At 60.0% G+C, this 25,849-nt stretch carries 21 protein-coding genes; 11 read left to right on the top strand and 10 right to left on the bottom strand.

Annotated elements, in window-relative coordinates:
* Positions 1-6: 6 nt before the first annotated feature.
* Positions 7-1,002: an ArsR/SmtB family transcription factor gene (locus AC3Y64_RS26090; protein ID WP_489985718.1), complete on the bottom strand. Its 996-nt coding sequence runs from the start codon at positions 1,000-1,002 to the stop codon at positions 7-9.
* Positions 1,003-1,260: 258 nt separating this feature from the next.
* Between AC3Y64_RS26090 and tkt the strand changes: the two genes are divergently transcribed.
* The 7 genes from tkt to AC3Y64_RS26055 all read left to right on the top strand — a co-directional run bounded on the left by tkt (position 1,261) and on the right by AC3Y64_RS26055 (position 8,272).
* Complete coding sequence (gene tkt / locus AC3Y64_RS26085; protein ID WP_489985717.1) at positions 1,261-3,258, top strand: transketolase; 1,998 nt, start codon at positions 1,261-1,263, stop codon at positions 3,256-3,258.
* 179 nt (positions 3,259-3,437) lie between these two features.
* Positions 3,438-4,490, top strand: a complete 1,053-nt coding sequence (gene epd / locus AC3Y64_RS26080; RefSeq protein WP_489985716.1) for an erythrose-4-phosphate dehydrogenase — start codon at positions 3,438-3,440, stop codon at positions 4,488-4,490.
* 12 nt (positions 4,491-4,502) lie between these two features.
* A complete protein-coding gene (locus AC3Y64_RS26075) occupies positions 4,503-5,666 on the top strand; it encodes a phosphoglycerate kinase (protein ID WP_007913753.1) in 1,164 nt (387 codons plus the stop codon).
* 35 nt (positions 5,667-5,701) lie between these two features.
* Positions 5,702-5,923 carry a hypothetical protein gene (locus tag AC3Y64_RS26070; protein WP_489985715.1) on the top strand — a complete coding sequence of 74 codons (222 nt, stop codon included), beginning with the start codon at positions 5,702-5,704 and terminating at the stop codon, positions 5,921-5,923.
* 56 nt (positions 5,924-5,979) lie between these two features.
* Positions 5,980-6,312: an MliC family protein gene (locus AC3Y64_RS26065; RefSeq protein WP_489985714.1), complete on the top strand. Its 333-nt coding sequence runs from the start codon at positions 5,980-5,982 to the stop codon at positions 6,310-6,312.
* 126 nt (positions 6,313-6,438) lie between these two features.
* A complete protein-coding gene (gene fba, locus AC3Y64_RS26060; RefSeq protein WP_008081027.1) occupies positions 6,439-7,503 on the top strand; it encodes a class II fructose-bisphosphate aldolase in 1,065 nt (354 codons plus the stop codon).
* A gap of 394 nt (positions 7,504-7,897) precedes the next feature.
* Positions 7,898-8,272: a DUF6124 family protein gene (locus tag AC3Y64_RS26055; protein ID WP_489985713.1), complete on the top strand. Its 375-nt coding sequence runs from the start codon at positions 7,898-7,900 to the stop codon at positions 8,270-8,272.
* A 187-nt stretch (positions 8,273-8,459) separates the two neighbouring features.
* On the opposite strand, the gene AC3Y64_RS26050 is transcribed toward AC3Y64_RS26055, so the two are convergent.
* The gene (locus AC3Y64_RS26050; RefSeq protein ID WP_489985712.1) at positions 8,460-9,128 is read right to left on the bottom strand and encodes a polysaccharide lyase family 7 protein; all 669 of its coding nucleotides are present in this window, start codon (positions 9,126-9,128) and stop codon (positions 8,460-8,462) included.
* A gap of 322 nt (positions 9,129-9,450) precedes the next feature.
* Here AC3Y64_RS26050 and AC3Y64_RS26045 point away from each other — a divergent pair, with 322 nt between their 5' ends.
* Genes AC3Y64_RS26045 through AC3Y64_RS26035 form a run of 3 tightly spaced genes read left to right on the top strand, consistent with a single transcriptional unit; the run spans position 9,451 to position 12,434 of the window.
* Positions 9,451-11,574, top strand: a complete 2,124-nt coding sequence (locus tag AC3Y64_RS26045; RefSeq protein ID WP_489985711.1) for a putative bifunctional diguanylate cyclase/phosphodiesterase — start codon at positions 9,451-9,453, stop codon at positions 11,572-11,574.
* Positions 11,575-11,619: 45 nt separating this feature from the next.
* Entirely contained in the window at positions 11,620-12,111 is a 492-nt protein-coding gene (locus AC3Y64_RS26040; RefSeq protein WP_489985710.1) for a M48 metallopeptidase family protein, read from the top strand.
* Positions 12,112-12,137: 26 nt separating this feature from the next.
* Complete coding sequence (locus tag AC3Y64_RS26035; protein ID WP_003229005.1) at positions 12,138-12,434, top strand: winged helix-turn-helix domain-containing protein; 297 nt, start codon at positions 12,138-12,140, stop codon at positions 12,432-12,434.
* 123 nt (positions 12,435-12,557) lie between these two features.
* Here the strand turns inward: AC3Y64_RS26035 and AC3Y64_RS26030 are convergent, their stop codons facing one another.
* The gene (locus AC3Y64_RS26030; protein WP_158958458.1) at positions 12,558-13,010 is read right to left on the bottom strand and encodes a GNAT family N-acetyltransferase; all 453 of its coding nucleotides are present in this window, start codon (positions 13,008-13,010) and stop codon (positions 12,558-12,560) included.
* Positions 13,011-13,265: 255 nt separating this feature from the next.
* Between AC3Y64_RS26030 and AC3Y64_RS26025 the strand changes: the two genes are divergently transcribed.
* A complete protein-coding gene (locus AC3Y64_RS26025; RefSeq protein ID WP_242209559.1) occupies positions 13,266-14,003 on the top strand; it encodes a substrate-binding periplasmic protein in 738 nt (245 codons plus the stop codon).
* Positions 14,004-14,145: 142 nt separating this feature from the next.
* Here the strand turns inward: AC3Y64_RS26025 and yccS are convergent, their stop codons facing one another.
* From yccS to betA, 7 genes are all read right to left on the bottom strand, one after another.
* Complete coding sequence (yccS, locus tag AC3Y64_RS26020; protein ID WP_489985709.1) at positions 14,146-16,329, bottom strand: YccS family putative transporter; 2,184 nt, start codon at positions 16,327-16,329, stop codon at positions 14,146-14,148.
* A gap of 278 nt (positions 16,330-16,607) precedes the next feature.
* Positions 16,608-17,786 carry a BaiN/RdsA family NAD(P)/FAD-dependent oxidoreductase gene (locus AC3Y64_RS26015; RefSeq protein WP_489985708.1) on the bottom strand — a complete coding sequence of 393 codons (1,179 nt, stop codon included), beginning with the start codon at positions 17,784-17,786 and terminating at the stop codon, positions 16,608-16,610.
* A 137-nt stretch (positions 17,787-17,923) separates the two neighbouring features.
* Entirely contained in the window at positions 17,924-19,261 is a 1,338-nt protein-coding gene (gene dbpA / locus AC3Y64_RS26010) for an ATP-dependent RNA helicase DbpA (RefSeq protein WP_230669476.1), read from the bottom strand.
* A 128-nt stretch (positions 19,262-19,389) separates the two neighbouring features.
* Positions 19,390-20,817, bottom strand: a complete 1,428-nt coding sequence (gene mdtD / locus AC3Y64_RS26005; RefSeq protein ID WP_150729902.1) for a multidrug transporter subunit MdtD — start codon at positions 20,815-20,817, stop codon at positions 19,390-19,392.
* A gap of 139 nt (positions 20,818-20,956) precedes the next feature.
* Positions 20,957-22,294 carry a TldD/PmbA family protein gene (locus tag AC3Y64_RS26000; protein ID WP_158958450.1) on the bottom strand — a complete coding sequence of 446 codons (1,338 nt, stop codon included), beginning with the start codon at positions 22,292-22,294 and terminating at the stop codon, positions 20,957-20,959.
* A complete protein-coding gene (locus AC3Y64_RS25995) occupies positions 22,294-23,736 on the bottom strand; it encodes a TldD/PmbA family protein (protein ID WP_489985707.1) in 1,443 nt (480 codons plus the stop codon). The genes AC3Y64_RS26000 and AC3Y64_RS25995 overlap by 1 nt, the downstream gene beginning before the upstream one ends.
* Positions 23,737-24,016: 280 nt before the next feature.
* Positions 24,017-25,720 carry a choline dehydrogenase gene (gene betA, locus AC3Y64_RS25990; protein WP_489985706.1) on the bottom strand — a complete coding sequence of 568 codons (1,704 nt, stop codon included), beginning with the start codon at positions 25,718-25,720 and terminating at the stop codon, positions 24,017-24,019.
* Between the last annotated feature and the right edge of the window lie 129 nt (positions 25,721-25,849).

Here is a 25,849-nt window from a genome sequence, read left to right as displayed (position 1 = left end):
CTGAATTTACCGATGGTGAGTGTCGCCAGTCGGTCGCTGAAAGTGGCGAACCTGGATCTGGAAACCATTACGTAAGCCTACATAGAGGCTTTCCCCGGGAACGAGTCCCGCAGCGGTGGCCCAACGGGCCAAATCGTCCTGTTCAAACCCCAACCAGAGATCACCGCAGGCCTCCCTGGCCCAACTCTGGTTGTGGCTACATAACTCTGTCACGAGCAAGCTACCGCCCGGCTGCAGCAGGTTGGCCATGTGCTTGAGCGCATCGGCCGGGGCGGCGAAATGGTGCAACACCATGTTCAACACCACGCAATCGGCCTTAAGGCTTGTGCCGTTCAATGCATCGGCCAATTGCAGGCTGACGTTAGCCAGCTGTTCACGTTCACATAGCTGGCGGGCCAGTTCGAGCATCGCCGGGCTGTTGTCCAGCGCGGTTACGGTGCCGAAGCGACGGGCCAGTTCCGGCAGAAAAGCACCATCGCCGGGACCGACTTCGATGGCCGTGGCAGCGCCCTCGAAGTTCAGTTTGTCGAGCAGGGCCAGCACGCTGTCACGGTATTGCGGCAGGCCTGCGATCAAGTCTTGCTGGGCGCGAAATTTCTCCGCGACCCGGGCGAAAAAGTCCTGGCTGGCCGCAGCACGCTGGCCATGCACCTGTTCGATCCGCGCTTGCACATCGTTCGGCAGTACCAGGTTGTCGACTTCTTCTAACAATGCTGCGTGCAGCTTGCCGCCGAGCAGTTCGGTGTGGGGCAGGGCACGGCGATAGAAAATCGCGTTGCCTTCGCGGCGCGTCGCTACCAGATCGGCTTGCGCCAACACCTTGAGGTGATGACTCATGCCGGACTGACCAATGCCGAAAATCTGCGCCAGCTCCAATACACCGAACGAATCGTTGGCCAGCGCGCGCAATACATTCAGGCGCAACGGATCGCCGCCGGCCTTGCACAAGGCCGCCAGCTCGTCGCAATCGTCATGGCGAATGGAAGGCGCGCGTAAATTCATAGGGCCGCAGTCTAGTGACGGTGGGAATTCGTCGCAAGGGCAATATCAAAAAGTTTTGATATTGCTCGATAAATGGCACTTCTCACCAAAGGGTTAACTCTACAAACGAGTAGCGGAAAGGTTTCACCAGGCTAAACCGCCGCCAAGCATGGGAAAAACGCCCCCGGATGACTATCTGTCATTGCCCCGAGGCGCTCCGGTGAGGGAAAATGCCCTCCTTTTTTCCGTTTCGACTTACCAAAACCCAGGAGATCAGCGATGCCTAGCCGTCGTGAGCGTGCCAACGCCATTCGTGCCCTCAGCATGGATGCCGTGCAAAAAGCCAACAGCGGCCATCCCGGTGCCCCTATGGGTATGGCAGATATCGCCGAAGTGCTTTGGCGCGACTACCTCAAGCACAACCCGAGCAATCCATCGTTCGCCGACCGTGACCGCTTCGTGCTGTCCAACGGCCACGGCTCGATGTTGATCTACTCGCTGCTGCACCTGACCGGTTACGACCTGTCGATCGAAGACCTCAAACAATTCCGTCAACTGCACAGCCGCACCCCGGGCCACCCGGAGTTCGGTTATACCCCGGGCGTTGAAACCACCACCGGCCCGCTGGGTCAGGGTCTGGCCAACGCTGTGGGCTTTGCCCTGGCGGAAAAAGTGCTGGGCGCGCAGTTCAACCGTCCTGGCCACGACATCGTCGATCACCACACCTACGTGTTCCTGGGTGATGGCTGCATGATGGAAGGCATTTCCCACGAAGTCGCTTCTCTGGCCGGTACTTTGGGCCTGGGCAAGCTGATCGCCTTCTACGATGACAACGGCATCTCCATCGACGGCGAAGTCGAAGGCTGGTTCACCGACGACACCCCGAAGCGTTTCGAAGCCTACAACTGGCAGGTGATCCGCAACGTTGACGGTCACGACCCGGAAGAGATCAAGACTGCCATCGAAACCGCTCGCAAGAGCCCGCTGCCGACGCTGATCTGCTGCAAGACCACCATCGGTTTCGGTTCGCCGAACAAGCAGGGCAAAGAAGACTGTCACGGCGCTCCACTGGGTGACGCGGAAATCGCGCTGACCCGTCAGGCGCTGAACTGGAACTACGGCCCGTTCGAAATCCCGGCCGACATCTATGCCGAGTGGGATGCCAAGGAAAAAGGTCGCGCCGCCGAAGCCGAGTGGGATCAGCGTTTCGCTGCCTACTCCGCTGCGTTCCCGACCGAAGCCAACGAACTGGTGCGTCGCCTGAGCGGTGAGTTGCCAGCCGACTTCTCCGAAAAAGCTTCGGCTTACATCGCTGAAGTCGCGGCCAAAGGCGAAACCATCGCCAGCCGTAAAGCCAGCCAGAACACCCTGAACGCGTTCGGCCCGCTGCTGCCGGAACTGCTCGGCGGCTCCGCTGACCTGGCCGGTTCCAACCTGACCCTGTGGAAAGGTTGCAAAGGCGTCAGCGCTGAAGATGCCAGCGGCAACTACATGTACTACGGCGTGCGCGAATTCGGCATGACCGCAATCATGAACGGCGTGACCCTGCACGGCGGCCTGGTGCCTTACGGCGCGACCTTCCTGATGTTCATGGAATACGCCCGCAACGCCGTGCGCATGTCCGCGCTGATGAAGAAGCAGGTCATCCACGTCTACACCCACGACTCCATCGGTCTGGGCGAAGACGGCCCGACGCACCAGCCGATCGAGCAACTGACCAGCCTGCGCACCACGCCGAACCTTGACACCTGGCGTCCAGCCGATGCCGTTGAATCGGCAGTGGCCTGGAAAAATGCTCTGGAGCGCAAGGACGGCCCATCGGCGCTGATTTTCTCGCGTCAGAACCTGCAGCACCAGGAACGCGATGCCGGCCAGATTGCCGACATCAGCCGTGGCGGTTACGTGCTGAAGGACTGCGCAGGCGAGCCTGAGCTGATCCTGATCGCCACCGGTTCGGAAGTCGGTCTGGCAGTTCAGGCCTTCGACAAACTGACCGAGCAGGGCCGCAAGGTGCGTGTGGTGTCCATGCCGTGCACCAGCGTGTTCGACGCTCAGGACGCTGGCTACAAGCAGGATGTCCTGCCGTTGCAGGTTGGCGCGCGTATCGCGATCGAAGCGGCGCACGCCGACTTCTGGTTCAAGTACGTGGGTCTGGAAGGTCGCGTGATCGGCATGACCACCTACGGCGAATCGGCTCCGGCTTCGGCACTGTTCGAAGAATTCGGCTTCACCCTGGAAAACATCCTGGGTCAGGCTGAAGAGCTGCTGGAAGACTAAGGCACAGCGCGGTGATCTGACGGTCACCGCAATTCCCTGTGGGAGCTGGCTTGCCAGCGATGGCGTCCTGTCAGTCAGCATTTATGTTGAAGCGGGTGGCCCTATCGCTGGCAAGCCAGCTCCCACAAGGGTTGTGTTGCAACAAACATTACGTCTGACCGCGTACTATCGAGAACCCCATGCCTCAAACGCGTCCTTACAAAGTTGCACTCAACGGCTACGGCCGGATTGGTCGTTGCGTCTTGCGTGCGTTGTTTGAGCGAGGCGAAAAAGCCGGGTTTGAAATTGTCGCAATCAACGATCTGGCTGACATGGCCAGCATCGAATACCTGACACGCTTCGACTCCACCCACGGCCGCTTCCCCGGCGAAGTGCGAGTAGACGGCGATTGTCTGCATATTAATGGCGACTGCGTGAAGGTCCTGCGCAGTGCCACCCCCGAAGGCATCGATTGGGCGTCGCTGGGCGTCGATCTGGTGCTCGAATGCTCCGGTGCCTACAACACCCGTGAAGACGGCCAGCGCTTTCTCGACGCCGGCGCGCCACGCGTGCTGTTCTCGCAGCCGATGGCCAGCGAGGCGGATGTCGACGCCACCATCGTTTACGGCGTCAATCAGGATTGCCTGACCGGCGACGAACTGCTGGTGTCCAATGCCTCCTGCACCACCAACTGCGGGGTGCCGCTGTTGCGTTTGCTCGACAAGGCCATTGGCCTCGATTACGTGTCGATCACCACGATTCACTCGGCGATGAACGATCAGCCAGTAATCGACGCTTATCACCACGAAGACCTGCGCCGCACCCGTTCGGCGTTCCAGTCGGTGATCCCGGTGTCCACCGGTCTGGCGCGTGGCATCGAGCGCCTGCTGCCGGAACTTGCCGGACGAATTCAGGCCAAAGCCGTACGCGTGCCGACGGTCAACGTGTCCTGCCTCGACATCACGATGCAGACCGCCACGGCGACCGACGCCAACGAGATCAACCGGATCCTGCGCGAGGCCGCCACCAGCGGCCCGCTCAAAGGCCTGCTGGCCTACACCGAGTTGCCGCACGCCAGCTGTGATTTCAACCATGACCCACATTCGGCCATCGTCGATGCCAGTCAGACCCGTGTTTCCGGCCCCAAACTGGTGAACATCCTGGCCTGGTTCGACAACGAATGGGGTTTTGCCAACCGAATGCTGGACGTTGCAGAACACTATCTGCAAACAGCAACTTCAAAAAAACCGTAGGAAGTGCGACCCATGACCGTGTTGAAGATGTCCGACCTCGATCTGCAAGGTAAGCGCGTATTGATCCGCGAAGACCTCAACGTCCCAGTCAAGGACGGTGTTGTCACCAGCGATGCGCGTATCCTGGCTTCGCTGCCGACCATCAAGCTGGCCCTGGAAAAAGGTGCGGCCGTGATGGTCTGCTCGCACCTTGGCCGTCCGACCGAAGGCGAATTCTCTGCCGAGAACAGCCTCAAGCCTGTCGCGGACTACCTGAGCAAGGCCCTGGGCCGCGAAGTGCCGCTGGTGGCCGATTATCTTGGTGGCGTTGACGTCAAGGCCGGCGACATCGTGCTGTTCGAAAACGTGCGCTTCAACAAAGGCGAGAAAAAGAACGCTGACGAACTGGCCCAGCAATACGCAGCCCTGTGCGACGTATTCGTGATGGACGCGTTCGGCACCGCTCACCGCGCCGAAGGGTCGACCCACGGCGTGGCCAAGTTCGCTAAAGTCGCTGCCGCTGGCCCGCTGCTGGCCGCTGAACTGGACGCACTGGGCAAAGCCCTCGGCGCACCGGCTCAGCCAATGGCTGCCATCGTTGCCGGCTCCAAGGTGTCGACCAAACTCGACGTGCTGAATAGCCTTAGCCAGATCTGCGATCAACTGATCGTTGGCGGCGGCATCGCCAACACCTTCCTCGCGGCAGCCGGTCACCCGGTTGGCAAGTCGCTGTACGAACCAGACCTGCTCGACACCGCGCGTGCCATCGCTGCCAAAGTCAGCGTGCCGCTGCCGGTTGACGTAGTAGTCGCCAAAGAATTCGCCGAAACCGCCGAAGCCACCGTCAAGCTGATCGCTGACGTCGCTGCTGACGACATGATTCTGGACATCGGCCCGCAAACGGCGGCCAACTTCGCTGAACTGCTGAAGTCGTCGAAAACCATTCTGTGGAACGGTCCGGTCGGCGTGTTCGAGTTCGACCAGTTCGGCAACGGCACCAAAGTGCTGGCTCAGGCTATTGCTGAAAGCTCGGCGTTCTCCATTGCTGGCGGTGGCGATACTTTGGCTGCGATCGATAAATATGGCGTGGCTGAACAGATCTCCTACATTTCCACCGGTGGTGGCGCGTTCCTCGAATTCGTTGAGGGCAAAGTGCTGCCAGCCGTTGAAGTCCTGGAAAGCCGGGCCAAGGCCTGAGGCCGCCCCGTTTGGCCAGGCAAAGGAGTGTTTACATGGTCAAGTCGTTAGCGCTGTTGTTGCTGACCGGTACGCTGGCGGCCTGCGGGAGTAACCCGAAGGCCGAAGCCACGCCGGCGCCGAGCGAGTTGCAGAAGGGCTGTTATCAGGCCGACTGGCAGGCCGAAACCAACCCGGTGCTGAACAAGCGCTCGGGGCCGGACGGCCTGGAGAAATACGAGACGCAAACCCCGGCCAAGGAACATGGTTGTCCTTGACGGGTCTGACTCTTAACTCAGGGCTGGCGGCGTGTGCTGTCAGTCGAGGAACACGGATGAAAGGCTTGATCGCCATTGCGGCGTTGGCATTGTTGGGCGGTTGCGCGCAGTTGAACCTGTTTCAGTCGTCGGCTCCGGCGGATCACTGGACCACCTGGACCTGCGACAGCCAGGCCAAAGTGCTGTGGCGTTACGCCGATGCCGGCCAGAAGGAAGTCGACGTTCGACTGGGTGGCGGCGATCAGGTCTATCGCCTGAAAGAAGAGCCGGGCGCCTCGGGCACGCTGTACAGCGACGGCATGCTGGCGTTTCACGTCAAGGGTGAGGAAGGCCTGGTGTACTGGGTCGCCACCAATGACCTGATTGGCCGCGGCTGCAAAGCTGAATAACACAGAATTTGCTTTATCGAATCACCAGACCGGGCCTCAACCCCCGATCTGCAATCACTTGAATAGCCGCCGCCGCTCCGGCAGGCTGGCACGATTAACGACCCTAAACCGGGAGAGACACACACAATGGCACTTATCAGCATGCGCCAGATGTTGGACCACGCAGCCGAATTCGGCTACGGCGTTCCAGCTTTCAACGTCAACAACCTTGAGCAGATGCGCGCCATCATGGAAGCCGCTGACAAGACTGACTCCCCGGTGATCGTTCAGGCTTCGGCCGGCGCTCGCAAATACGCCGGCGCGCCATTCCTGCGTCACCTGATCCTGGCCGCGATCGAAGAATTCCCGCACATCCCGGTGTGCATGCACCAGGACCACGGCACCAGCCCTGACGTCTGCCAGCGTTCGATTCAACTGGGCTTCAGCTCGGTAATGATGGACGGTTCCCTCGGCGAAGACGGCAAGACCCCGACCGACTACGACTACAACGTCCGTGTTACCCAGCAAACCGTGGCCATGGCTCACGCCTGCGGCGTCTCGGTAGAAGGCGAGCTGGGCTGCCTGGGTTCGCTGGAAACCGGCATGGCCGGTGAAGAAGACGGTATCGGCGCCGAAGGCGTTCTGGATCACAGCCAAATGCTGACCGACCCGGAAGAAGCCGCTGACTTCGTCAAGCGCACTCAGGTCGATGCCCTGGCCATCGCCATCGGCACCAGCCACGGCGCCTACAAGTTCACCAAGCCACCTACCGGTGACGTGCTGGCGATCGACCGCATCAAGGAAATCCACAAGCGCATCCCGAACACCCACCTGGTGATGCACGGTTCGTCCTCGGTGCCACAGGAGTGGTTGGCGATCATCAACCAGTACGGCGGCGACATCAAAGAAACCTACGGTGTACCGGTTGAAGAAATCGTCGAAGGCATCAAGCACGGCGTGCGCAAAGTCAACATCGACACCGACCTGCGTCTGGCATCCACCGGCGCCATGCGTCGCCTGATGGCCACCAACCCGAGCGAATTTGACCCACGTAAATTCTTCGGCGCGACCGTGACTGCAATGCGTGACGTGTGTATCGCTCGCTACGAAGCCTTCGGCACTGCCGGTAATGCTTCGAAGATCAAGCCGATCTCGCTGGAAGCGATGTATCAGCGTTATCTGAAGGGTGAGTTGAACGCCAAGGTTAACTAAGCCTGAGCGTTAAGTAGCGTTATGAAAAACCCGCCGAGAGGCGGGTTTTTTGTGGGCGGGTTGTAGGCAAAGTGCTTGTCCTACAGATATTGGCTTTTGGCGTGATTATTCCGACAGCTCGCGTCGGTTGTCCGTCGGAAGTGGGATAGATAGGCTCTGGGGATCGCTGAATTCAGCGATCGGACGTCGCAGTCCGTTCAGCTCACTTGGTGCATAATCGCCACCCCAAACCGTAACGCTTCGGTGTTTGTGTTTGTTGATGGTGGCTGTGCGCGGAATACCCTCGGGTATGCCGGATTTCCAAGTGATCCGGTCTGCGACCCCGCGTACAGCTGCCTCCCTCCGTCGCGTCGCAGCGATCAGTGGCAGCTCAATGCATCACTTGGAGTTCACGATGATCAAACCAACACCCAATCCGCCCGAAGGCGATTGCACATCCCCGTACGAATCTCTCGATTCCAGAAAGCTCCACGACGCTGCCGAGCGTGCGCTCGATCATTACCTCAAACCGAACGTCACCGCCCTGAAATTCCACAAGCCCAGCACCATGTTTCAGGTCGCTCCTGACATGGATAACGAAAGCCTGTTGGCCCATGCATGTGAATCGCTGGCCTCGGCGAGCATCATGACCAGCGATATTGCGGCATATGTCGATAGCCCGCAGCGGCATACGATTCTGGCGATTCAGCAGATCATCATGCTGGCCGAACTCGCGGTAAATCGCGTTCTGGATAAAGTGGACGTGGCGCAGTCTGTGGCGCACAGCTGACCCCCTGTAGGAGTGAGCCTGCTCGCGAAGGCGGTGGATCAGTCAGCACAGATGTTGGATGCTGGTCCGTCATCGCGAGCAGGCTCACTCCTACAGTGGGATCGGAAGTGGTCTGCACGAAATGAGTTGGCTTAGAGGTCGTCATCGTTGGCAAGCCAACTCCCACAGGTTTGGGGGCCTCGCGAAGTTATTTATCGTGATCAATATCCAGCTTGGTGAAGGTCACCTGGCCGCCTTCGCTGGTGTAGCCGGTATTGTCCTGCACATAAACGCCAGCCTTGAAGTACAGCGGTTTGTTGCGCCACGTCGCACTGATCTGCGAGTCCCATTGATAACCCGCTGCACTCACACCCAATGCGCCGCCAGGGCTTAAATGGATGAGGTAGTTGAATTCGCGATCCAGTTTGATGCCGCTTGCGAGAGTAATGACGCGACTTTCGTCGTCATCCGGGTGCATGCGCACTTTGATCACCAGGTTGCCGGTTTCGGTTTTGGTCTTGTATTGGTACTCGAGCTTGACCATCGGCTTCTGGCTTTCATAGGCGTGGATCTGGCCAATGACGATCTTGCCGGAGCTGGGCACTTTGTTGACTGTGACGGTCGCGCGCAGCAGGTTGTCGGCGTCCGGGTAATACCAGTTACGCAGCGTGCCGTTGCTGTAGGTTTCGCGCAGTTCGGTGCGCGGGTAGATGGCGTTTTCGGTTTTTGACCCGGTAACCGGAGACCAGAAGAACAAGGTGCCGGTGTCGGAATGGAAGTACTGATCCTTGAAGCCATTCACCAGTTTTGAGGTTTCGACGGTGTACGGCGGACTGCCGACGGGAACGCTGAGGTTCCAGGTTGCGAGATCGATCATGTCGGTTCTTCCACTCGATTCATCCTGAACGCGGGTGCCAGAAGCTCTAGCCCGCGTCTTTTGGGGGCGGCCTTTATAAGCGTAGAGGCGATTTTTGTTAACGCCCGTTTGGCAGATGATTGGCGTCAACATCCTGTCGAAATGCCATCTTTCCCGGTTTCCGGGGGTTACGGCGGTGACCGTTAGTCGGCTAAACGACACTTTGTTTAAATGATGGCCTGATGACAGCTATTGCTTTGGCCGATCCCGGACTAGAGTGAACGCTCAGAATGTGTACGGTTTTGTCCGGAAACCGGCCTGAAGTCCCGACAAGAGAAGCAGCATGGAATGCGCGCAACCACAGCCAGGTGAAGGCAGCTCTGTCCTTTTAATCGTGGATGATTACCCTGAAAACCTGATCAGCATGCGTGCTTTACTGCAGCGTCAGGACTGGCAAGTCATCACCGCTGCCTCCGGTTTCGAGGCGCTCAGTCTGTTGCTCGAACATGACGTCGACCTGGTGCTGCTGGATGTGCAGATGCCGGGCATGGACGGCTTCGAAGTCGCGCGGCTGATGCGCGGCAGCCAGCGTACGCGGCTCACGCCAATTATTTTTCTCACCGCCAACGAGCAATCTCAGGATGCCGTGATCAAGGGCTATGCCAGTGGTGCGGTGGATTACCTGTTCAAACCGTTCGACCCGCAGATTCTCAAGCCCAAGGTTCAGGCGTTGCTGGAGCACCAGCGTAATCGCCGCGCCTTGCAGCGCTTGAGTCACGATCTGGAAGTGGCGCGGGCATTCAATGCTTCAGTGCTGGATAACGCCGCCGAAGGCATTCTGGTATTGGGTGAAGATGGCGTGATCCGCTTCGCCAACCCGGCGATTTCACGGCTGCTGAATGCGCCGGTGAAGGAGTTGGAGGGGAAGGAGTTCCTCGACTATCTGCAGAAACCTCACATTCCGGTGTGGGCCGATTCCGAGTTCTATGCCAGTTACAAACGTGGCGAAACCTTGCGCCTGCACGATGCGCTGCTGCGCACGGCGCCGGGGCAGCAGGTGCCGGTGGCCTTGTCCTGCGCGACGTTACCCGCCGAACAACATGCCATGGTGGTGACCGTGCTGGACATGTCGGTCGTGCGCCATCTGCATCAGCAACTGGAGTTTCAGGCGGTCACTGATCCTTTGACTGGCTTGCTCAATCGCCGGGGCTTTTACCAGACCGTGGAAAACCTGCTGCTGCGCGGCGAACGCAGCGACAGCAGTTGGGTGCTGTTGTATCTGGATCTCGACGGTTTCAAACGGGTCAACGATTCGCTGGGCCATGATGCTGGCGACCGCGTGTTGCGCTGGGTCTCCGAGCAATTGAAAGCCTGTCTGCGGCCATTCGACATTCTCGCGCGCATGGGCGGCGATGAATTTACCGCGCTGCTGGATCTGGAGTTTCCCGAACAAGCGGCGAAAATTTCCGAGAAGCTCATCGAACGCGTATCGATCTGTCAGCAGATCGAAGGATTGGATATCGCCCTTGGCGCCAGTATTGGCATTGCCACCTTTCCCGATTGCGGTTCGAACCTCGACGGCCTGCTGCGCGCTTCTGACATCGCCATGTACGAAGCCAAGCGCGCGGGTCGCCAGCAATATCGCTTCTATGATCATGAAATGAATGGTCGCGCCCGTTCGCGCTTGATGCTGGAAGAAAGCGTGCGCACCGCCATCGAAAACCGCGATTTCAATCTGGTCTACCAGCCGCAAGTGGCCATCGACACCGGGCAGATCCGAGGGTTTGAAGCACTGCTGCGCTGGCAGCACCCGAGCGTCGGTGATGTCCCACCAGGCCTGTTCCTGCCATTGCTGGAAGAGGCGCGGCTGATCAGTCGTCTCGGCAGCTGGATTTATCATCGCGGGGCCGGTCAGCGCAAAGCCTGGGAAACCTTGTTCGCCGACGATCTGGTGCTCGGCGTGAGCCTGAGCAACACCCAGTTCAGCCTGCCGAATCTGGTCACCGAATTGCGCCAGGTGATGGAGCGCCATGCCCTGCAGCCACGGCAACTGGAGGTTGAAGTCACCGAAGAAGCGCTGATGCAGAACCCTGATGAAACCCGCAAGCAGCTTCGTCTGTTGCGCAATCTCGGGGTGCGGGTGGCGTTGGATGACTTCGGTTCCGGGCCCTGCTCGCTGGCGCATTTGCGCGATCTGGAACTGGACACGCTCAAGCTTGATCGCCACCTCATCGCCCGATTGCCGGACTCGGCACGCGACGCTTCGCTGGTGAGCACGGTGATCAACCTGTGTAAGCAATACGGTTTGCTGGTGATTGCCGAGGGTGTCGAAACCATCGAGCAATACCAATGGCTGCAGGCCCACGGTTGCGAATACGTGCAAGGCTTCCTCGTCGCCCGGCCATTGATCGCCGAAGACGCGGCGAGTTTTGCCGAGCCCTTTGACTGGAGCGCGCTGCCCGGTTGAATTCGCTACACTGGCGCACCTTTTTTCGAACCGTGTCGCCCGTCCATGACTGTGTTGAAGTACCTCCAGGCCTATCCCGCGCAATTGCAGGATCAGGTGCGCCAACTGATCGCCGAAGGGCGCTTGGGTGATTACCTGAGCCAGCGTTATCCGGGGCGGCACGATGTGCAGAGCGATAAGGCGTTGTACAGCTACGCGCTGGATCTAAAGCAGGAATACCTGCGCAACGCTCCGGCCATCGACAAGGTGCTGTTCGACAACCGCCTCGACCTGACTCATCGCGCGCTCGGCCTGCACACCACGGTGTCGCGGGTGCAGGGTGGCAAGCTCAAGGCCAAGAAAGAGATTCGTATCGCCTCGCTGTTCAAGGACGCCGCGCCGGACTTTCTGAAAATGATCGTCGTGCACGAACTGGCGCACTTCAAAGAGTCGGATCACAACAAGGCGTTTTATAAATTGTGTGAACACATGCTGCCGGGGTATCACCAGATCGAATTTGATCTGCGTGTTTACCTGACGTGGCGGGACATGCAGTAACAACAGTCGCAACCAGGAAGGTGGGGATGGACGTCAGCAAGACCAAAAGCAGCTTTTACCGCCGCCTTTATGTGGCGTATCTGATCGATAGCGGTCTGGCGCCGAGTGTGCCGGCGCTGACCGAAGTCACCGGCATGCCCCGGCGCACCGCGCAGGACACGATTGCGGCGTTGGCCGATCTGGATATCGTCTGCGAATTCGAGCAGGAAGAGGGCGCACGCAACCATGCCGGGCGCTATCGGATTCGTGAGTGGGGAGCGATTGATCGCGGGTGGATCGAGCGGAATTTGCGGCAGATCAAGGCAGTGCTTGAATACCCTTGATTCTTGCAGTGATCGAGCTGACGCCATCGCTGGCAAGCCAGCTCCCACAGGTTTATCAGTCGTACACAAAATTTGTGTTCATCGTAGAACCCTGTGGGAGCTGGCTTGCCAGCGATGAGGCCCTTAAGAACGACGCATCCCGATATGCGGAATGTCATCCTCCAGATATTCCTCACCCGCCACAACAAACCCGTACTTGCCGTAGTACCCCTGCAAATGCGCCTGCGCCGACAGATAGATCGGCACCTGCGGCCAATGCTTTTCCGCCTGTTTCAACGCCTGCTCCATCATTTCGTGACCCAGTCCTTTGCCGCGCCCTTGCGGTGCGGTGATCACTCGGCCAATCACCACGTCGCCGCCCTGGGATTCCGGATCGAGCAAGCGCAGGTAAGCCATCAGCTGATCATCTTCCCAGCCCATCAGGTGATAGGTGTCGCCTTCCAGATCCTGGCCGTCGAGGTCCGGGTAGGCGCATTTCTGTTCGACCACGAACACGTCTGACCGAAGTTTCAACAGCGCGTACAGCTGTTCTTTACCCAGGTCGCTGTGATGTTTGCAGATCCACTCGACTGTCATTTTCCGATTCCTTGTACGTGTCGCCCGATACTAAGCGTCCTCGCCATTGATGTCTGCATGGCGTAAGAGTCTGTGACAAAGATCAAAATGCCATCATTCCTTTCGCGCGCTGGTGACTTCTTTGTGTAATCTGCAGGAGAGCACGGTGCCTTGGCTCCATTGAGCTAAGGTTAGTGCCTGGGTTTTGCCGGTAAGGGGCCTTGGGGTTTTGACTGAAAACATGCTGGGCAACTCGCCCGCTAAGGATTTTCAAGCATGCCGCGACTGCATCGAGCCTTTGCTTTGATCGGATTGCTCTTGCTGGCTCAGACCGCCGCAGCGGAGAAGCTGCGGCTGGTGTTTGATATCTGGCCACCCTTTACCGACGACACGCTGGTCAACGGTGGACTGGCCACCGACATCGTCAGCACCGCGCTGGCCCGGGCCGGTTACGCCAGTGGATATGAACAGGTGCCTTGGGCACGGGCGCTGCTCGGTGTGGGTGAAGGGCGTTACGACGTGCTGGTCAACGCCTGGTACAACGACGAGCGGACGAAACTCGGGCAGTTTTCCGGGGAGTATCTGCTTAATCGCATCCGTTTTCTCAAGCGCAAAGACACGCCTCTCGATTACTCCAATCTGCAGCAACTGCACACCTATCCGATTGCCGTGGTGCGCGGCTATGCCTATTCGGCGCCGTTCGATGCCGACACGGCTTTGCAAAAAGTCCCTGTGCATAACTTCGCCATGGCCGTGCGCATGCTCGCGGCGGACCGGGTCAAGTTGACGCTGGAGGATGAGTACGTGGCGAAGTATTACCTGGCGCGGGAATCAGCCAGGGTGCGCAATTCGGTGGAATTTTTGCCCAAGCCGTTGAGTGAGAACAGCCTGCATATTCTGGTGAGCCTGAAGAATCCGCAGCATGAGCAGATTGTCGCGGGGTTTGACAAGGCGATTGCGGCGATGAAGGCGGATGGGAGTTATGACAAGTTGTTGAGGCAGCATGGGATGTGAGTTTCTGATTTCAGGGTTGTGTTGTTGCTGATGGCTTCATTGCTGGCAAGCCGAATCGTCGCACCGCAGCTCCCACTGGTTTCACGGTGTATACAAATCCTGTGGGAGCTGGCTTGCCAGCGATGGCGCCAGTCCGGCCACCTCAAACTTCAGCGGTGTCCTTGATCAGATGCGCCGCCAACGTCCGCAACGGCCCCAACTGCCGGCAAATCAGCGCAAGTTGCGTCTGCACCAACCGCTGCCCTTCATCAATTTCATCGGCCATCTGCTCCAGCTCATTGGCCAGCGCTTCTTCTTCGTCACTCTGAATCGCCACCGGCTGCTTGTTCGCCAGACCTTGGGCGATTTCGTCGATGCTCGCCGCCAGCTTCACCCCAGCGCCATCAATCAAATGCTCGCGCACCTCTGCTGGCAACTGGGTCTCGCGATGCGCACCCAGCCCTGACAGATAACTCAACAACGTGTGCGACAGCACCAGAAAACGGAAACCCACGTCGGCTTCCTTACGGAAGTGCCCCGGCTCCATGAGCATGTTCGCCAGCGTCGTCGACAGCGCGGCATCGGCGTTGTGCGCGTTGCGTCGGGCCAGCCGATAGGCGAGGTCGTCGCTTTTGCCGGCGGCGTATTGCTGCATGATCTGGCGCAGGTAGATGCTGTTGCAGGTCAGGGTGTTGGCCAGCACTTTGTTCAAGCGTCGACCCTGCCAGTCCGGCAGGAACAGAAACACCGTCAGGCCTGCGATCAGGCTACCAAGCAATGTATCGAACAGCCGAGGCAGGAATAGCCCGTAACCGTCGCCGACCTGGTTGAAGCAGAACAGCACCATGATGGTGATCGCAGCCGTCGCCAAGGTGTAACGGGTGGTGCGGTTAGTAAAGAACACCACGCCGGCGGCGATGGCGAAACACGACTGCACCAGCGGGCTCGGGAACAGGTCGAACAGCGCCCACGCCACGGTCAGGCCAATGGCGGTGCCGAAGATCCGCTGACCGAGTTTGCGTCGGGTGGCGCCGTAGTTTGGCTGGCAGACGAACAGCGTGGTGAGGATGATCCAGTAACCCTGCGACGGGTGAATCAGATGCACCATGCCGTAGCCGATACTCAGCGCCAGCGGCAGGCGCAGGGCGTGACGGAACAGCAAAGACGTCGGCGTCAGTTGCGTGCGCAAGCGAATCCAGACGTCCTTGAGGTTGCGCGGCGAGCGGTCGAGCAGGCTGCTGTCGGTCGCGTCGGCCAGGGCGTCGGGGTTGCTCGCGTCACTGAGCAAGCGGTCGAGGGTGCCAAGGTTGGCCGCCAGTGCGCGCAGCGAACGGAGCAATCCGCGCCAGGCCGGGTTGCTCTGGATGCGCAGGTGTTCGAGGGAGGCGTCGAGGTCGCTCAGGGCTTCGGCGAAACTCGCGTCGTAAATGAATGGCTGGCGCATCTGGATCGATTCGGCCAAGGCGCGGCAGGCCTTGCCTTGCTGGCGCAACAGGCGCTGGCAGCGGAACAGCACATCGCTGTGAAAAAACGCATCGGCGAGGGCGTTGTACGGATAGTGCGAGGAGCTGGCGCGTTCGTGGATGTCCTGGGCGAGGAAGTACAGCTTCAGGTAGCGGCTGACTTTCGAGCCGGGGCGGCCGTTACCGACCCGGTGCAGAATGATTTCCTTGGCACTGTTCAACGCAGCGACCACGCGACCGTTTTGCTGGGCCAGTTCCAGACGCCGGGCTTCGACGTCGAGTTGGCGGATCGGTTCGAACAGCGAGGCTTTCAGCTTCAGATAGAAACCCAGTTCGCGGAACAATCGCGCCAGGCTTTGCTGCACTGGCTGATTGGAAAACAGCGCCTGCCACAGCACCGAGAGCAAGCCGTACCACGCAGCGCCGGCGACCAGCAGCATCGGTTCGTGCCAGAAATCAGTGACCGCGCCGCCGCGCTGATCCACACCGATCATCGTGTACACCGACAGAATCAGCGTCGCTGAGGCAATCGCGCCATAACGCTCGCCGAGCGCACCGAGCATCGTCAGGCCGAAACTCGCCAGCGCCAGGGCAATGGCAAACACGATGGGGTAGGGGAAGAGCAGTTCCACCGACAGCGCTGCGATGCTGAAGCACACCAGCGTCACGGCGAGGGCGTTGAGGCGGCCCTGCCAACTGTCGTCGGTTTCAGCCAGGGCGCTGGCGATGATCCCCAGGAACAACGGGATCAGCAGGGCCATTTCATCCTGATACCAGCACAGCGCCATGCTGCCGGTCAGGGCGATGAACACCCGCACGCTGTAGCTGAATTTATCCAGCGCCCACAGGCGCCGCAAAGACTGACGAAACGAGGTCGAGGACATGAAGTGCGAAGGCCTTCCGAGGCTATGCCGCTAAATTGAGCCAGTAATGACGCCGACGCAATGGCGCCGATCACATCTGGCAGCAAAAAGTGTTCCTTTGAGATCTTGTGCCGGATTAAATCTTGGATTGGGCACATAACCCTGTGGGAGCTGCGGTGCGACGATTCGACTTGCCAGCGATGGCTGCCTGACAGTCAACAAAGATGTTGGATGTACCGACCTCATCGCTGGCAAGCCAGCTCCCACAGGAATTGCATTTCACATTCGAAAGAAAGGGATCAGACGTACTGCGCGGCAGCGTAGCCGGAGGCCCAGGCCCACTGGAAGTTGAAGCCGCCCAAGTGACCGGTGACGTCGAGCACTTCGCCAATGAAGTACAGGCCAGGGCTTTTCAGCGATTCCATGGTTTTCGACGACACTTCGCGAGTATCAACGCCACCGAGCGTTACCTCGGCAGTCCGATAACCTTCAGTCCCCGCCGGCACGACTTTCCAGCTGCCCAGCTTCTCGGCGATTTCCGCCAGCTCCGCGTGGGTGTACTGCTTCATCGGCTTGGAGACAAACCAGTTGTCCGCCAGCAAGTTGGCCATCTTCTTGGTGAAGATTTCACCCAGCAACGTTTTCAACTCGCTGTTCGGGCGCTCGGTCACCTGCTGTTGCAGCCAGCTCGCGGCGTCGTGATCCGGCAGCAGGTTGATCTCCACCGTGTCGCCAGATTCCCAGAACGAGGATATCTGCAAGATCGCCGGGCCACTGAGGCCGCGATGGGTAAACAGAATGTTCTCGCGGAAGCTCTGATCGTTGCAGCTGACCAGACAATCCACCGAAGTCCCGGACAGCTCGGTACACAATTCCTTGAGCTGATCGGTGATGGTGAACGGCACCAGGCCGGCGCGGGTCGGCAGCAATTCGTGGCCGAACTGCTTGGCGACCTGATAACCGAAACCGGTGGCGCCCAACGTCGGGATCGACAGCCCGCCGGTGGCGATGACCAACGATTGGCACTGGATCTGGCCGAGGGTGGTGTCGAGCAGGTAACCGCTTTCGACCTTCTCGATGGTCTGGATCGAGGTGTCCAGATGCAACTCGACGCCGGCCTGATCGCACTCGGTCAGGAGCATTTCAAGAATGTCGCTGGACTTGTTATCGCAGAACAACTGACCGAGTTTTTTCTCGTGGTACGGCACGGCGTGCTTCCCGACCATGCCGATGAAATCCCACTGGGTGTAGCGCGCCAGTGCGGATTTGCAGAAATGCGGGTTCTGCGAGAGGAAGTTGCTCGGTTCGGTGTACATGTTGGTGAAATTGCAGCGGCCACCGCCCGACATCAGGATTTTCTTGCCGGCCTTGTTCGCGTGGTCGAGCAGCAACACCTGACGCCCACGCCCGGCGGCGGTCAGTGCACACATCAACCCAGCGGCGCCAGCGCCAATGATCATGACTTCGGTAGAGCGCAAAACGGTGTCCTCTGAAATATCACCACAAAACGAACTGTAGGAGCTGCCGCAGGCTGCGATCTTTTGATCTTGCTCTTTAAAAACAAAGTCAAAAGATCGCAGCCTGCGGCAGCTCCTACAGGGGAGTTACGTTGTTCTTACAGGATGCGCACGCGCAGCGAACGGCCCTTGATCTTGCCATCGTTCAAGCGCTGCAAGGCCTGCATGGCCACGGTGCGGTCCACGGCGACATAAGCCTGGAAGTCGAAGATCGCGATCTTGCCCACCTGCGCACCCGGAATGCCGGCATCACCAGTCAGCGCACCGAGAATGTCGCCCGGACGCACCTTGTCTTTACGGCCAGCACCGATACACAGGGTGGTCATCGGCGGCTGCAACGGGGCGAGGCCCTGGGACTTGAGGTTATCGACCTGATCCCAGTTCAGCGGCGATTTCTGCAGCTGTTCGATGGCTTGGGCGCGATGCGCTTCACCCGGAGCAACCAGGCTGATCGCGATGCCTTTCTCGCCAGCACGACCGGTACGGCCGACGCGGTGAATGTGGATTTCCGAATCGCGCGCCAGTTCGACGTTGATCACCATGTCCAGCGCATCGATGTCCAGACCACGGGCGGCAACGTCGGTGGCAACCAGTACCGAAGTACTGCGGTTGGCGAACATCGCCAGCACCTGATCGCGGTCACGCTGTTCCAGATCGCCGTGCAGGCCGACAGCGGAAATGCCTTTGGCGGTCAGGTGATCAACGGTTTCCTGAACCTGCTGCTTGGTGAAGCAGAACGCCACGCAGGACGCCGGGCGGAAGTGGTGCAGGACTTTGGTCACTGCGCTCATGCGGTCTTCCGGAGAAATCTCGTAGAAGCGCTGCTCGATCTGGGTGTCATCGTGGAACGCTTCAGCTTTCACCGTTTGCGGGTCACGCATGAATTTCGACGCCAGTTGCTTGATGCCCACCGGGTAAGTCGCGGAGAACAGCAGGGTCTGACGACGCTCCGGAGTCTTGACGATGATGTCTTCGATGGCGTCGTAGAAACCCATGTCGAGCATGCGATCGGCTTCGTCGAGGATCAGCGTATTCAGGCCATCGAGGACCAGCGAACCCTTGCGCAGGTGCTGCTGAATACGGCCCGGGGTGCCGACGATGATGTGCGCGCCGTGTTCCAGCGAAGCGATCTGCGGGCCGAACGAGACGCCGCCGCACAGGGTCAGGACTTTGATGTTGTCTTCGGCGCGGGCCAGACGACGGATTTCCTTGGCGACCTGGTCAGCCAGCTCACGGGTCGGGCAGATCACCAGCGCCTGGCAACCGAAGTAGCGCGGGTTGATCGGGTTCAGCAGGCCGATGCCGAAGGCGGCAGTCTTGCCGCTGCCGGTCTTGGCCTGAGCGATCAGGTCCATCCCTTTGAGGATCACCGGCAAGCTCTGCGCCTGGATCGGCGTCATCTGGGCATAACCGAGGGATTCGAGGTTAGCCAGCATGGCGGCGGACAGCGGCAGAGTATTAAAAGCGGTGGCGATGGTGGTCACGGGACTGGCCTGCAAAACAAAATGTCGCGCAGTGTAGCAGCCCCGTGCCACTTTCCTCGAAAGTTCTGGACGAACAGTGATTAATGTTCGATGTGTTCTTCCGGACGTTTGGCGCGGCGGCCGTCTTCTTTCGACAGTTGCGAGAAGATCGTCGCCGCCAGCATCGCCATGATCCCGACGGTGACGAAGGTCAGCTGGAACGCGCCGAGCACGGTTTCGACACCATCGTTACCGATCTCTGCAGTAAACCCGCCGAGCAACGCGCCGGCGCAGGCAACCCCGAGACTCAACGACAACTGCGCGACCACCGAGAGCAAGCTGTTGCCGCTGCTGGCGCTGGCATCGTCGAGATCAATCAACGTCACCGTGTTCATCGCAGTGAACTGCAACGAGTTGATCGCGCCTAGCACTGCCAGCAGGCACAGCAACAGCCAGTACGGCGTCTGTTCGCTGACCAAGCCCATGCTTGCCAGCATGATCCCCAGTGCCAGCGTATTGCCGGTCAGCACGATGCGATAACCCAGGCGCTCGATCAGTGGGCGCGCCACCCACTTGGCGATCATCGCCGCAGCAGCCAGCGGCAGCATGCTCATCCCCGCTTGCGACGGCGAATAACCCAGCGCCACTTGCAGCAGCAGCGGCACCAGAAACGGCAGTGCACCGCTGCCCAAACGCGCGAACAGGTTGCCGAGAATACCGACGGCAAAGGTGCGGGTCTTGAACAGCGACGGCGCGAACAGCGGGTTTTCGATGTGCCCGGCGCGCAACCAGTACGCCGCCAGACAGGCCATGCCGCCGAACAGTAGCAACATCACGCGCAGGTGCGGCAGGTGCAATTCGCCGAGGCCTTCCATGGCGATGGTGATCAGGATCATCGCCGCGCCGAACAGCAGGAAGCCGAGGCTATCGAACCGCGTGCGCTCGGTGCCGCGCAGGTCGGGAATGAATTTCCACACCGCGTAGCAACCGATCACGCCGACCGGCAGGTTGATTAAAAAGATCCAGTGCCACGTCAGGTATTCGACCATCCAGCCGCCCATGGTCGGGCCGATCAGCGGGCCGAGCAGGCCGGGGATGGTGATGAAACCCATGATCCGCACCAGCTCGGATCGCGGATAAGCGCGCAGTACGACGAGTCGCCCGACCGGCAGCATCAACGCGCCGCCCAGCCCCTGAATGACACGGGCGCCGATCAGCATGCTCAGGCTGCTCGACAGCGCGCAGAGCAGTGAGCCGAAGCTGAACAGCAGGATCGCGCCGAAGAAGATTTTCTTGGTGCCGAAGCGGTCGGCGATCCAGCCCGAGGCGGGGATCAGCAAGGCCACGGTGAGCATGTAGGCGATGATCACGCCCTGCATGCGCAAGGGGTCTTCGGCGAGATCGCGGGCCATCGCGGGCAGCGCGGTGTTGAGGATGGTCCCGTCGAGGGACTGCATGAAGAACGCAATGGCGACGACCCACGGCAACCAGCGGGCGGTGATGGCGTCGAGAGGCGGGCGGTTGGGCATGGAACCTCTTGTTGTCTGTTTGATGATCGTTCCCACGCTCTGCGTGGGAATGCCTCAACGGACGCTTGGCGTCCGCTTTTGGCTGGGACGCAGAGCGTCCCCGGCTGCATTCCCACGCAGAGCGCGGGAACGATCGCCGTCAGAGGGTCAAGGTCAAACGGCTCACCAGCGCCCCCGGCAGCAACGCCGACGACGTATTGCGCTGGCTGTACGTACTCGCCGACAGCAGCAATTCGCGCTCGGCGGTCAACGCTTCCAGCTGCGAACCGAGCAAGCTGTAAGCGCTGTCGTCAAAACGCATGGTGCTGACCGGCGCCTGAATCTCGCCGTTCTCGACCCAGAAGGTCGCGAAGCGGGTCATGCCGGTCATGCGTGCCGCCGGTTGATCCGAGAAGTTCAGATACCACAGGTTGCTGATATACAACCCGGTGCCCAACTGCTTGAGGATCTCTGCTTGGGACAGATCACCGGCTGCCATGTTCAATGCACTCGGCGATTCACCGCCGCTGGCGCCGTTGGCGGTCAGACCATATTCAGCGGCACTGCGCGAGCCGACCAGTTGATCGCCAGCCTTGCCTTCGACGATCAGCCGCAGATCGCTGCGCGGATACCCTTCGCCGGAAAACGCCGGGCTCAGCGATTCGCTGACCTTTTCGTCCAGCGACACCAGCGGACTGAACGCCTGATCGCCGACATATAACTTCTGCAACGGGCTGCTCTTGCTGGCAATCGACTGCGCGGAGAAACCGCCCCAGCTCAGCATGCCCATGATTTCTTCCAGTGCCGCCGGTGCCAGGTACGCGCGGTATTGCCCCGGCGCCAAGGTGCGCAGTGGACGACCGAGAAACTCCAGTTGCTCGCGGGCCTGGCCGAAGCGCTTGGCGAAACCTTCGCTGCTCCAATCATGCCCGGCATAGCTGGCTTTCACCGCTTCGCCGTTCTCATGGAACAGGCTGAAGTCGAAGTTGAAGCTGTTGGCCTGATGCCAGCCAAACGCCCCCGAAGAACTGGCGAAACCACGGCTGATCGGGCCGGCAGCATAGAAGCCCACCAAATCCAGACCTTCAGCGGCGGCGCAGATTTCATCGACCACCTGTTCCGTGTCCGGCAGCGGATGTTCCTGCACATTCTTGCTCTGCCAGCCATTGTGATTGAGCAGCAGATACGGATCCTGCGGCAGCAGCGGCAGAGTTTCGCGCAGTTGTTGCAGACCTTCGGCGAGGCGTTGCAGGTCGCCTTCCTGATCACCGGACAGGGTGACCTGCAGGTCAGCGTGACGCCCGTCGTTGATCAGCTTCAGGACAATGCTGGCCTGCTGAACCTGGCCGGCCTGACGCACTTTGGCGTGGTTGAAACGCACGAACGCTGAAGATTCGGCGGCATAGCTGAGGGTGAACTGCTCCGGCTCGCGGACGCTGTCGCGCAGCCACTCGACCATGACCTTGAAGGCGTCGGACTGACTCTTCGAAATGCTCATCAGGCGTCTCCCCCAAACACATCAACGTTGCTGAATACGCAGGCCGGCGAAGCATGGCCGACGCGGATCACCTGGTTCGGTTCACCCTTGCCGCAGTTCGGCGTGCCCAGCACCTTGACGGTATTGGCATCGCCGACGGCGCGCAGGCTTTTCCAGAAGTGCGCGGAAATCGCCCGGTAGTTCGGATTTTTCACCACGCCTTTCAGTTCACCGTTTTCGATCAACTGGCCCCATTCGCAGCCGAACTGGAATTTGTTGCGCGCATCGTCGATCGACCATGAGCGGTTGGTGCTCATCAAAATGCCGTGCTCGATGCCTTTGATCAACTGCTCAAGCGGCTGGTCGCCGGGTTCGATATTGAGGTTGGCCATGCGGTCGATCGGTGCGCGGTTCCAACCGCAGGCGCGGCTGTTGGCGACGCCCTCCATCCCTGCACGGTATTGCGACAGCGCACCACCCAGCGGACGCAGCAGCAGCCCTTCGCGGATCAGGAATTGTTTGCTGGCCTCGGTGCCGTCGTCGTCATGGCCATAGCTGGCGAGTTCTTCGGGGATACCCGGATCGAAGGTCACGTTGAGCAGCTTCGAGCCGTATTGCAGGCTGCCGAAGTCGCTCGCTTTGACAAAACTGGTGCCGGCGTAATTGCGCTCGTCGCCGAGGATGCGGTCGAGCTCCAGCGGGTGGCCGATGGATTCGTGGATCTGCAGCATCATCTGATCCGGCATCAACAGCAGGTCGCGCGGACCTTGCGGGGTGTTCGGCGCGAGCAGCAGTTGCAACGCTTGATCAGCAACCTGCGGGCCGGCGCCGATCAGGCCACAACGGCTGATCACGTCAGCGCCGCCCTGTTGGCCGAAGTTCTCGCGACCGAGACTGCGGGTCTGACTGTCATTGCCGTCGTAGGCGGTGACATCGAGGCCTGGGTAAACGAAGCGCTGGGCTTGGCGCAATTCGGCCCCGGCGCTGCTCAGGTAGATCTGTTCGACGTGGGTAATGCCAATGCTCACCTGCCAATTCACCAGGCGCTCATCCTTTGGCACCGAGGCGGATTCCGCGCCGAGCAGCTCAAAGCATTCGCTCAGAGGCGGGAAGGGTTGTTCGAGATTGGGCGAAAAGTAATCAGCGCGATCACTGGACACTGGCTGATCGCGCAGGTCGAGCAAGGCGTGCGGCTTGAGGCGACGGGCCTGAATTTCGGCGCGTTCTAGCGCGGCTTGCAGGCCTTGTTGCGACAGGTCGTTGGTCGCCGCGTAAGCCTCAACGCCGTTGACGCGAACGGTGAGCATCGCGCCTTCGTCACGGCTCAGGCTCGGCGGTTCGGCGACGTTCTTGCGCACCGACAGGTACTGGCCGGACTCGCGTACATACCGCAGGGAAAAGAACTCAGCGCCCGTGCGCAAGGCAGCGAAGCGCTGCTTGAGCTGGGGGTGGAAATCGAACATTCGGGAACCTCCTTGTCAGGGGGAAGCGGTAGAGCAGCGGCGGGGAGGGGGTGAAACGGTTGCGCGAGGTCTAGAGTAGGCCTGCGTGGGGGTAGGATCAAGTGAAGAGGGGGTGTAGGGGGATTTACTGTGCAGCAGGGGAATTTGTGCTGAGTCTGAAGGCCCCATCGCTGGCAAGCCAGGCTCCCACAGGTTTTTTGCTGAACACATTATGTGTGTACGACACAAAACCCTGTGGGAGCTGGCTTGCCAGCGATTAGCCGTGACGCGGTGTTATGTCTTACTGAGCAGCAGGCGTGATATCACGCATCGGCTTGCCCTTCACTGGCGCATCGCCTGCGACGTAGTACGGCGCGGTGCTGCGCGGCAACGGCTGGCGGCCACGGATCTTGTCGGCGATTTTCTCGGCGATCATGATCGTCGGCGCGTTCAGGTTACCGGTGGTGATGATCGGCATGATCGAAGCATCGACCACACGCAGGCTCTGCATGCCGTGCACGCGACCTTCGCCATCGACCACCGCCATTTCGTCGGTGCCCATCTTGCACGAGCAGGACGGGTGGAACGCGGTTTCGGCGTGCTCGCGGATGAACTTGTCGAGTTGCTCATCGGTTTGCACTTCGATGCCCGGGCTGATTTCGCGGCCACGGTATTGATCGAGTGCCGGTTGCTGCATGATTTCACGGGTCAGGCGGATGCCGTCGCGGAATTCTTGCCAGTCCTGCTCGGTGGCCATGTAGTTGAACAGGATGCTCGGGTGCTGGCGCGGGTCTTTCGACTTGGCTTGGATGCGACCACGGCTTGGTGAGCGCATGGAACCCATGTGCGCCTGGAAACCGTGCTCTTTCACACCGTTGCTGCCGTTGTAGTTAATCGCCACCGGCAGGAAGTGGTACTGGATATTCGGCCATTCGAATTCCGGACGCGAACGGATGAAACCGCCGGCTTCGAACTGGTTGCTGGCGCCGATGCCAGTGCCGTTGAACAGCCACTCGGCACCGATGGCCGGCTGGTTGTACCAGAGCAGCGACGGGTACAGCGAAACTGGCTGAGTGCACGCGTATTGCAGGTACAGTTCAAGGTGATCCTGCAGGTTTTCACCAACGCCCGGCAGATCGTGAACGACCGGGATGTCGAGGCTTTCCAGCAGTTTCGCCGGGCCGACACCGGAGCGCTGCAGAATCTGCGGCGAAGCGATGGCGCCGGAGCACAGCAGGACTTCCTTGCGTGCTTTGACTTCAACGCGCTCTTCAGCATCGCCGACCAGGTAACGCACGCCAACCGCACGCTTGCCTTCAAACAGAATCTTGTCGGTCAGGGCGTGGGTGACGATGGTCAGGGTCGAACGCTTTTTCGCGGTGTCGAGGTAGCCACGGGCGGTGGAAGCACGACGGCCTTTCGGCGTCACGGTGCGGTCCATCGGGCCGAAGCCTTCCTGCTGGTAGCCGTTCAAGTCTTCGGTGCGCGGGTAACCGGCCTGCACGCCGGCTTCAACCATGGCGTGGAACAGCGGGTTGTTGCCGGCCTTCGGCGTGGTCACGCTGACCGGGCCTTCGCCACCGTGGTAATCGTTCGGGCCGATGTCGCGGGTTTCGGCTTTGCGGAAGTACGGCAGGCAGTCGAGGTACGACCAGTTTTCCAGGCCTGGCAGTTTCGCCCAGCCGTCGTAGTCCATCGCGTTGCCACGGATGTAGCACATGCCGTTGATCAGCGAGGAACCGCCGAGGCCTTTGCCGCGACCGCATTCCATCCGGCGACCGTCCATGTGTGGCTCGGCGTCGGTTTCGTAAGCCCAGTTGTAACGACGACCTTGCAGCGGGAACGCCAGGGCAGCTGGCATTTGCGTGCGGAAGTCGAGACGGTAGTCAGGGCCGCCTGCTTCGAGCAGCAGAACGGTGACGCCAGCGTCTTCAGTCAGACGGGTCGCCAAGGTGTTACCGGCCGAGCCGGCACCGATGATGATGTAGTCGAATTCTTGAGTCATAAGTTCTCCTGAGGGAGCTGCAAGCCACAAGCTTCAAGCTGCAAGTAAAAGCAGCGAGCGGTGGCTTCGAAATCGGGGAGGGCGGCAACCTCCAAACTGCTTTTACTTGCAGCTTGAAACTTGCCGCTT

This window comes from Pseudomonas sp. 4CAES_32.4 (assembly GCF_058136335.1).
The sequence above is the reverse complement of the archived record's forward strand: the minus strand, read 5'-3'. Positions and strand labels throughout refer to the sequence as shown.

Coding starts and splice junctions, on each gene's coding strand:
- AC3Y64_RS26065 (WP_489985714.1), top strand. CDS start 5,980: ATGAAAGGCTTGATCGCCATTGCGGCGTTGGCATTGTTGGGCGGTTGC.
- AC3Y64_RS25995 (WP_489985707.1), bottom strand. CDS start 23,736: ATGTTCGATTTCCACCCCCAGCTCAAGCAGCGCTTCGCTGCCTTGCGC.
- AC3Y64_RS26000 (WP_158958450.1), bottom strand. CDS start 22,294: ATGAGCATTTCGAAGAGTCAGTCCGACGCCTTCAAGGTCATGGTCGAG.
- yccS (WP_489985709.1), bottom strand. CDS start 16,329: ATGTCCTCGACCTCGTTTCGTCAGTCTTTGCGGCGCCTGTGGGCGCTG.
- epd (WP_489985716.1), top strand. CDS start 3,438: ATGCCTCAAACGCGTCCTTACAAAGTTGCACTCAACGGCTACGGCCGG.
- AC3Y64_RS26090 (WP_489985718.1), bottom strand. CDS start 1,002: ATGAATTTACGCGCGCCTTCCATTCGCCATGACGATTGCGACGAGCTG.
- fba (WP_008081027.1), top strand. CDS start 6,439: ATGGCACTTATCAGCATGCGCCAGATGTTGGACCACGCAGCCGAATTC.
- dbpA (WP_230669476.1), bottom strand. CDS start 19,261: ATGCTGGCTAACCTCGAATCCCTCGGTTATGCCCAGATGACGCCGATC.
- AC3Y64_RS26030 (WP_158958458.1), bottom strand. CDS start 13,010: ATGACAGTCGAGTGGATCTGCAAACATCACAGCGACCTGGGTAAAGAA.
- mdtD (WP_150729902.1), bottom strand. CDS start 20,817: ATGCCCAACCGCCCGCCTCTCGACGCCATCACCGCCCGCTGGTTGCCG.
- AC3Y64_RS26050 (WP_489985712.1), bottom strand. CDS start 9,128: ATGATCGATCTCGCAACCTGGAACCTCAGCGTTCCCGTCGGCAGTCCG.
- AC3Y64_RS26045 (WP_489985711.1), top strand. CDS start 9,451: ATGGAATGCGCGCAACCACAGCCAGGTGAAGGCAGCTCTGTCCTTTTA.
- tkt (WP_489985717.1), top strand. CDS start 1,261: ATGCCTAGCCGTCGTGAGCGTGCCAACGCCATTCGTGCCCTCAGCATG.
- AC3Y64_RS26075 (WP_007913753.1), top strand. CDS start 4,503: ATGACCGTGTTGAAGATGTCCGACCTCGATCTGCAAGGTAAGCGCGTA.
- AC3Y64_RS26055 (WP_489985713.1), top strand. CDS start 7,898: ATGATCAAACCAACACCCAATCCGCCCGAAGGCGATTGCACATCCCCG.
- AC3Y64_RS26040 (WP_489985710.1), top strand. CDS start 11,620: ATGACTGTGTTGAAGTACCTCCAGGCCTATCCCGCGCAATTGCAGGAT.
- betA (WP_489985706.1), bottom strand. CDS start 25,720: ATGACTCAAGAATTCGACTACATCATCATCGGTGCCGGCTCGGCCGGT.
- AC3Y64_RS26025 (WP_242209559.1), top strand. CDS start 13,266: ATGCCGCGACTGCATCGAGCCTTTGCTTTGATCGGATTGCTCTTGCTG.
- AC3Y64_RS26035 (WP_003229005.1), top strand. CDS start 12,138: ATGGACGTCAGCAAGACCAAAAGCAGCTTTTACCGCCGCCTTTATGTG.
- AC3Y64_RS26070 (WP_489985715.1), top strand. CDS start 5,702: ATGGTCAAGTCGTTAGCGCTGTTGTTGCTGACCGGTACGCTGGCGGCC.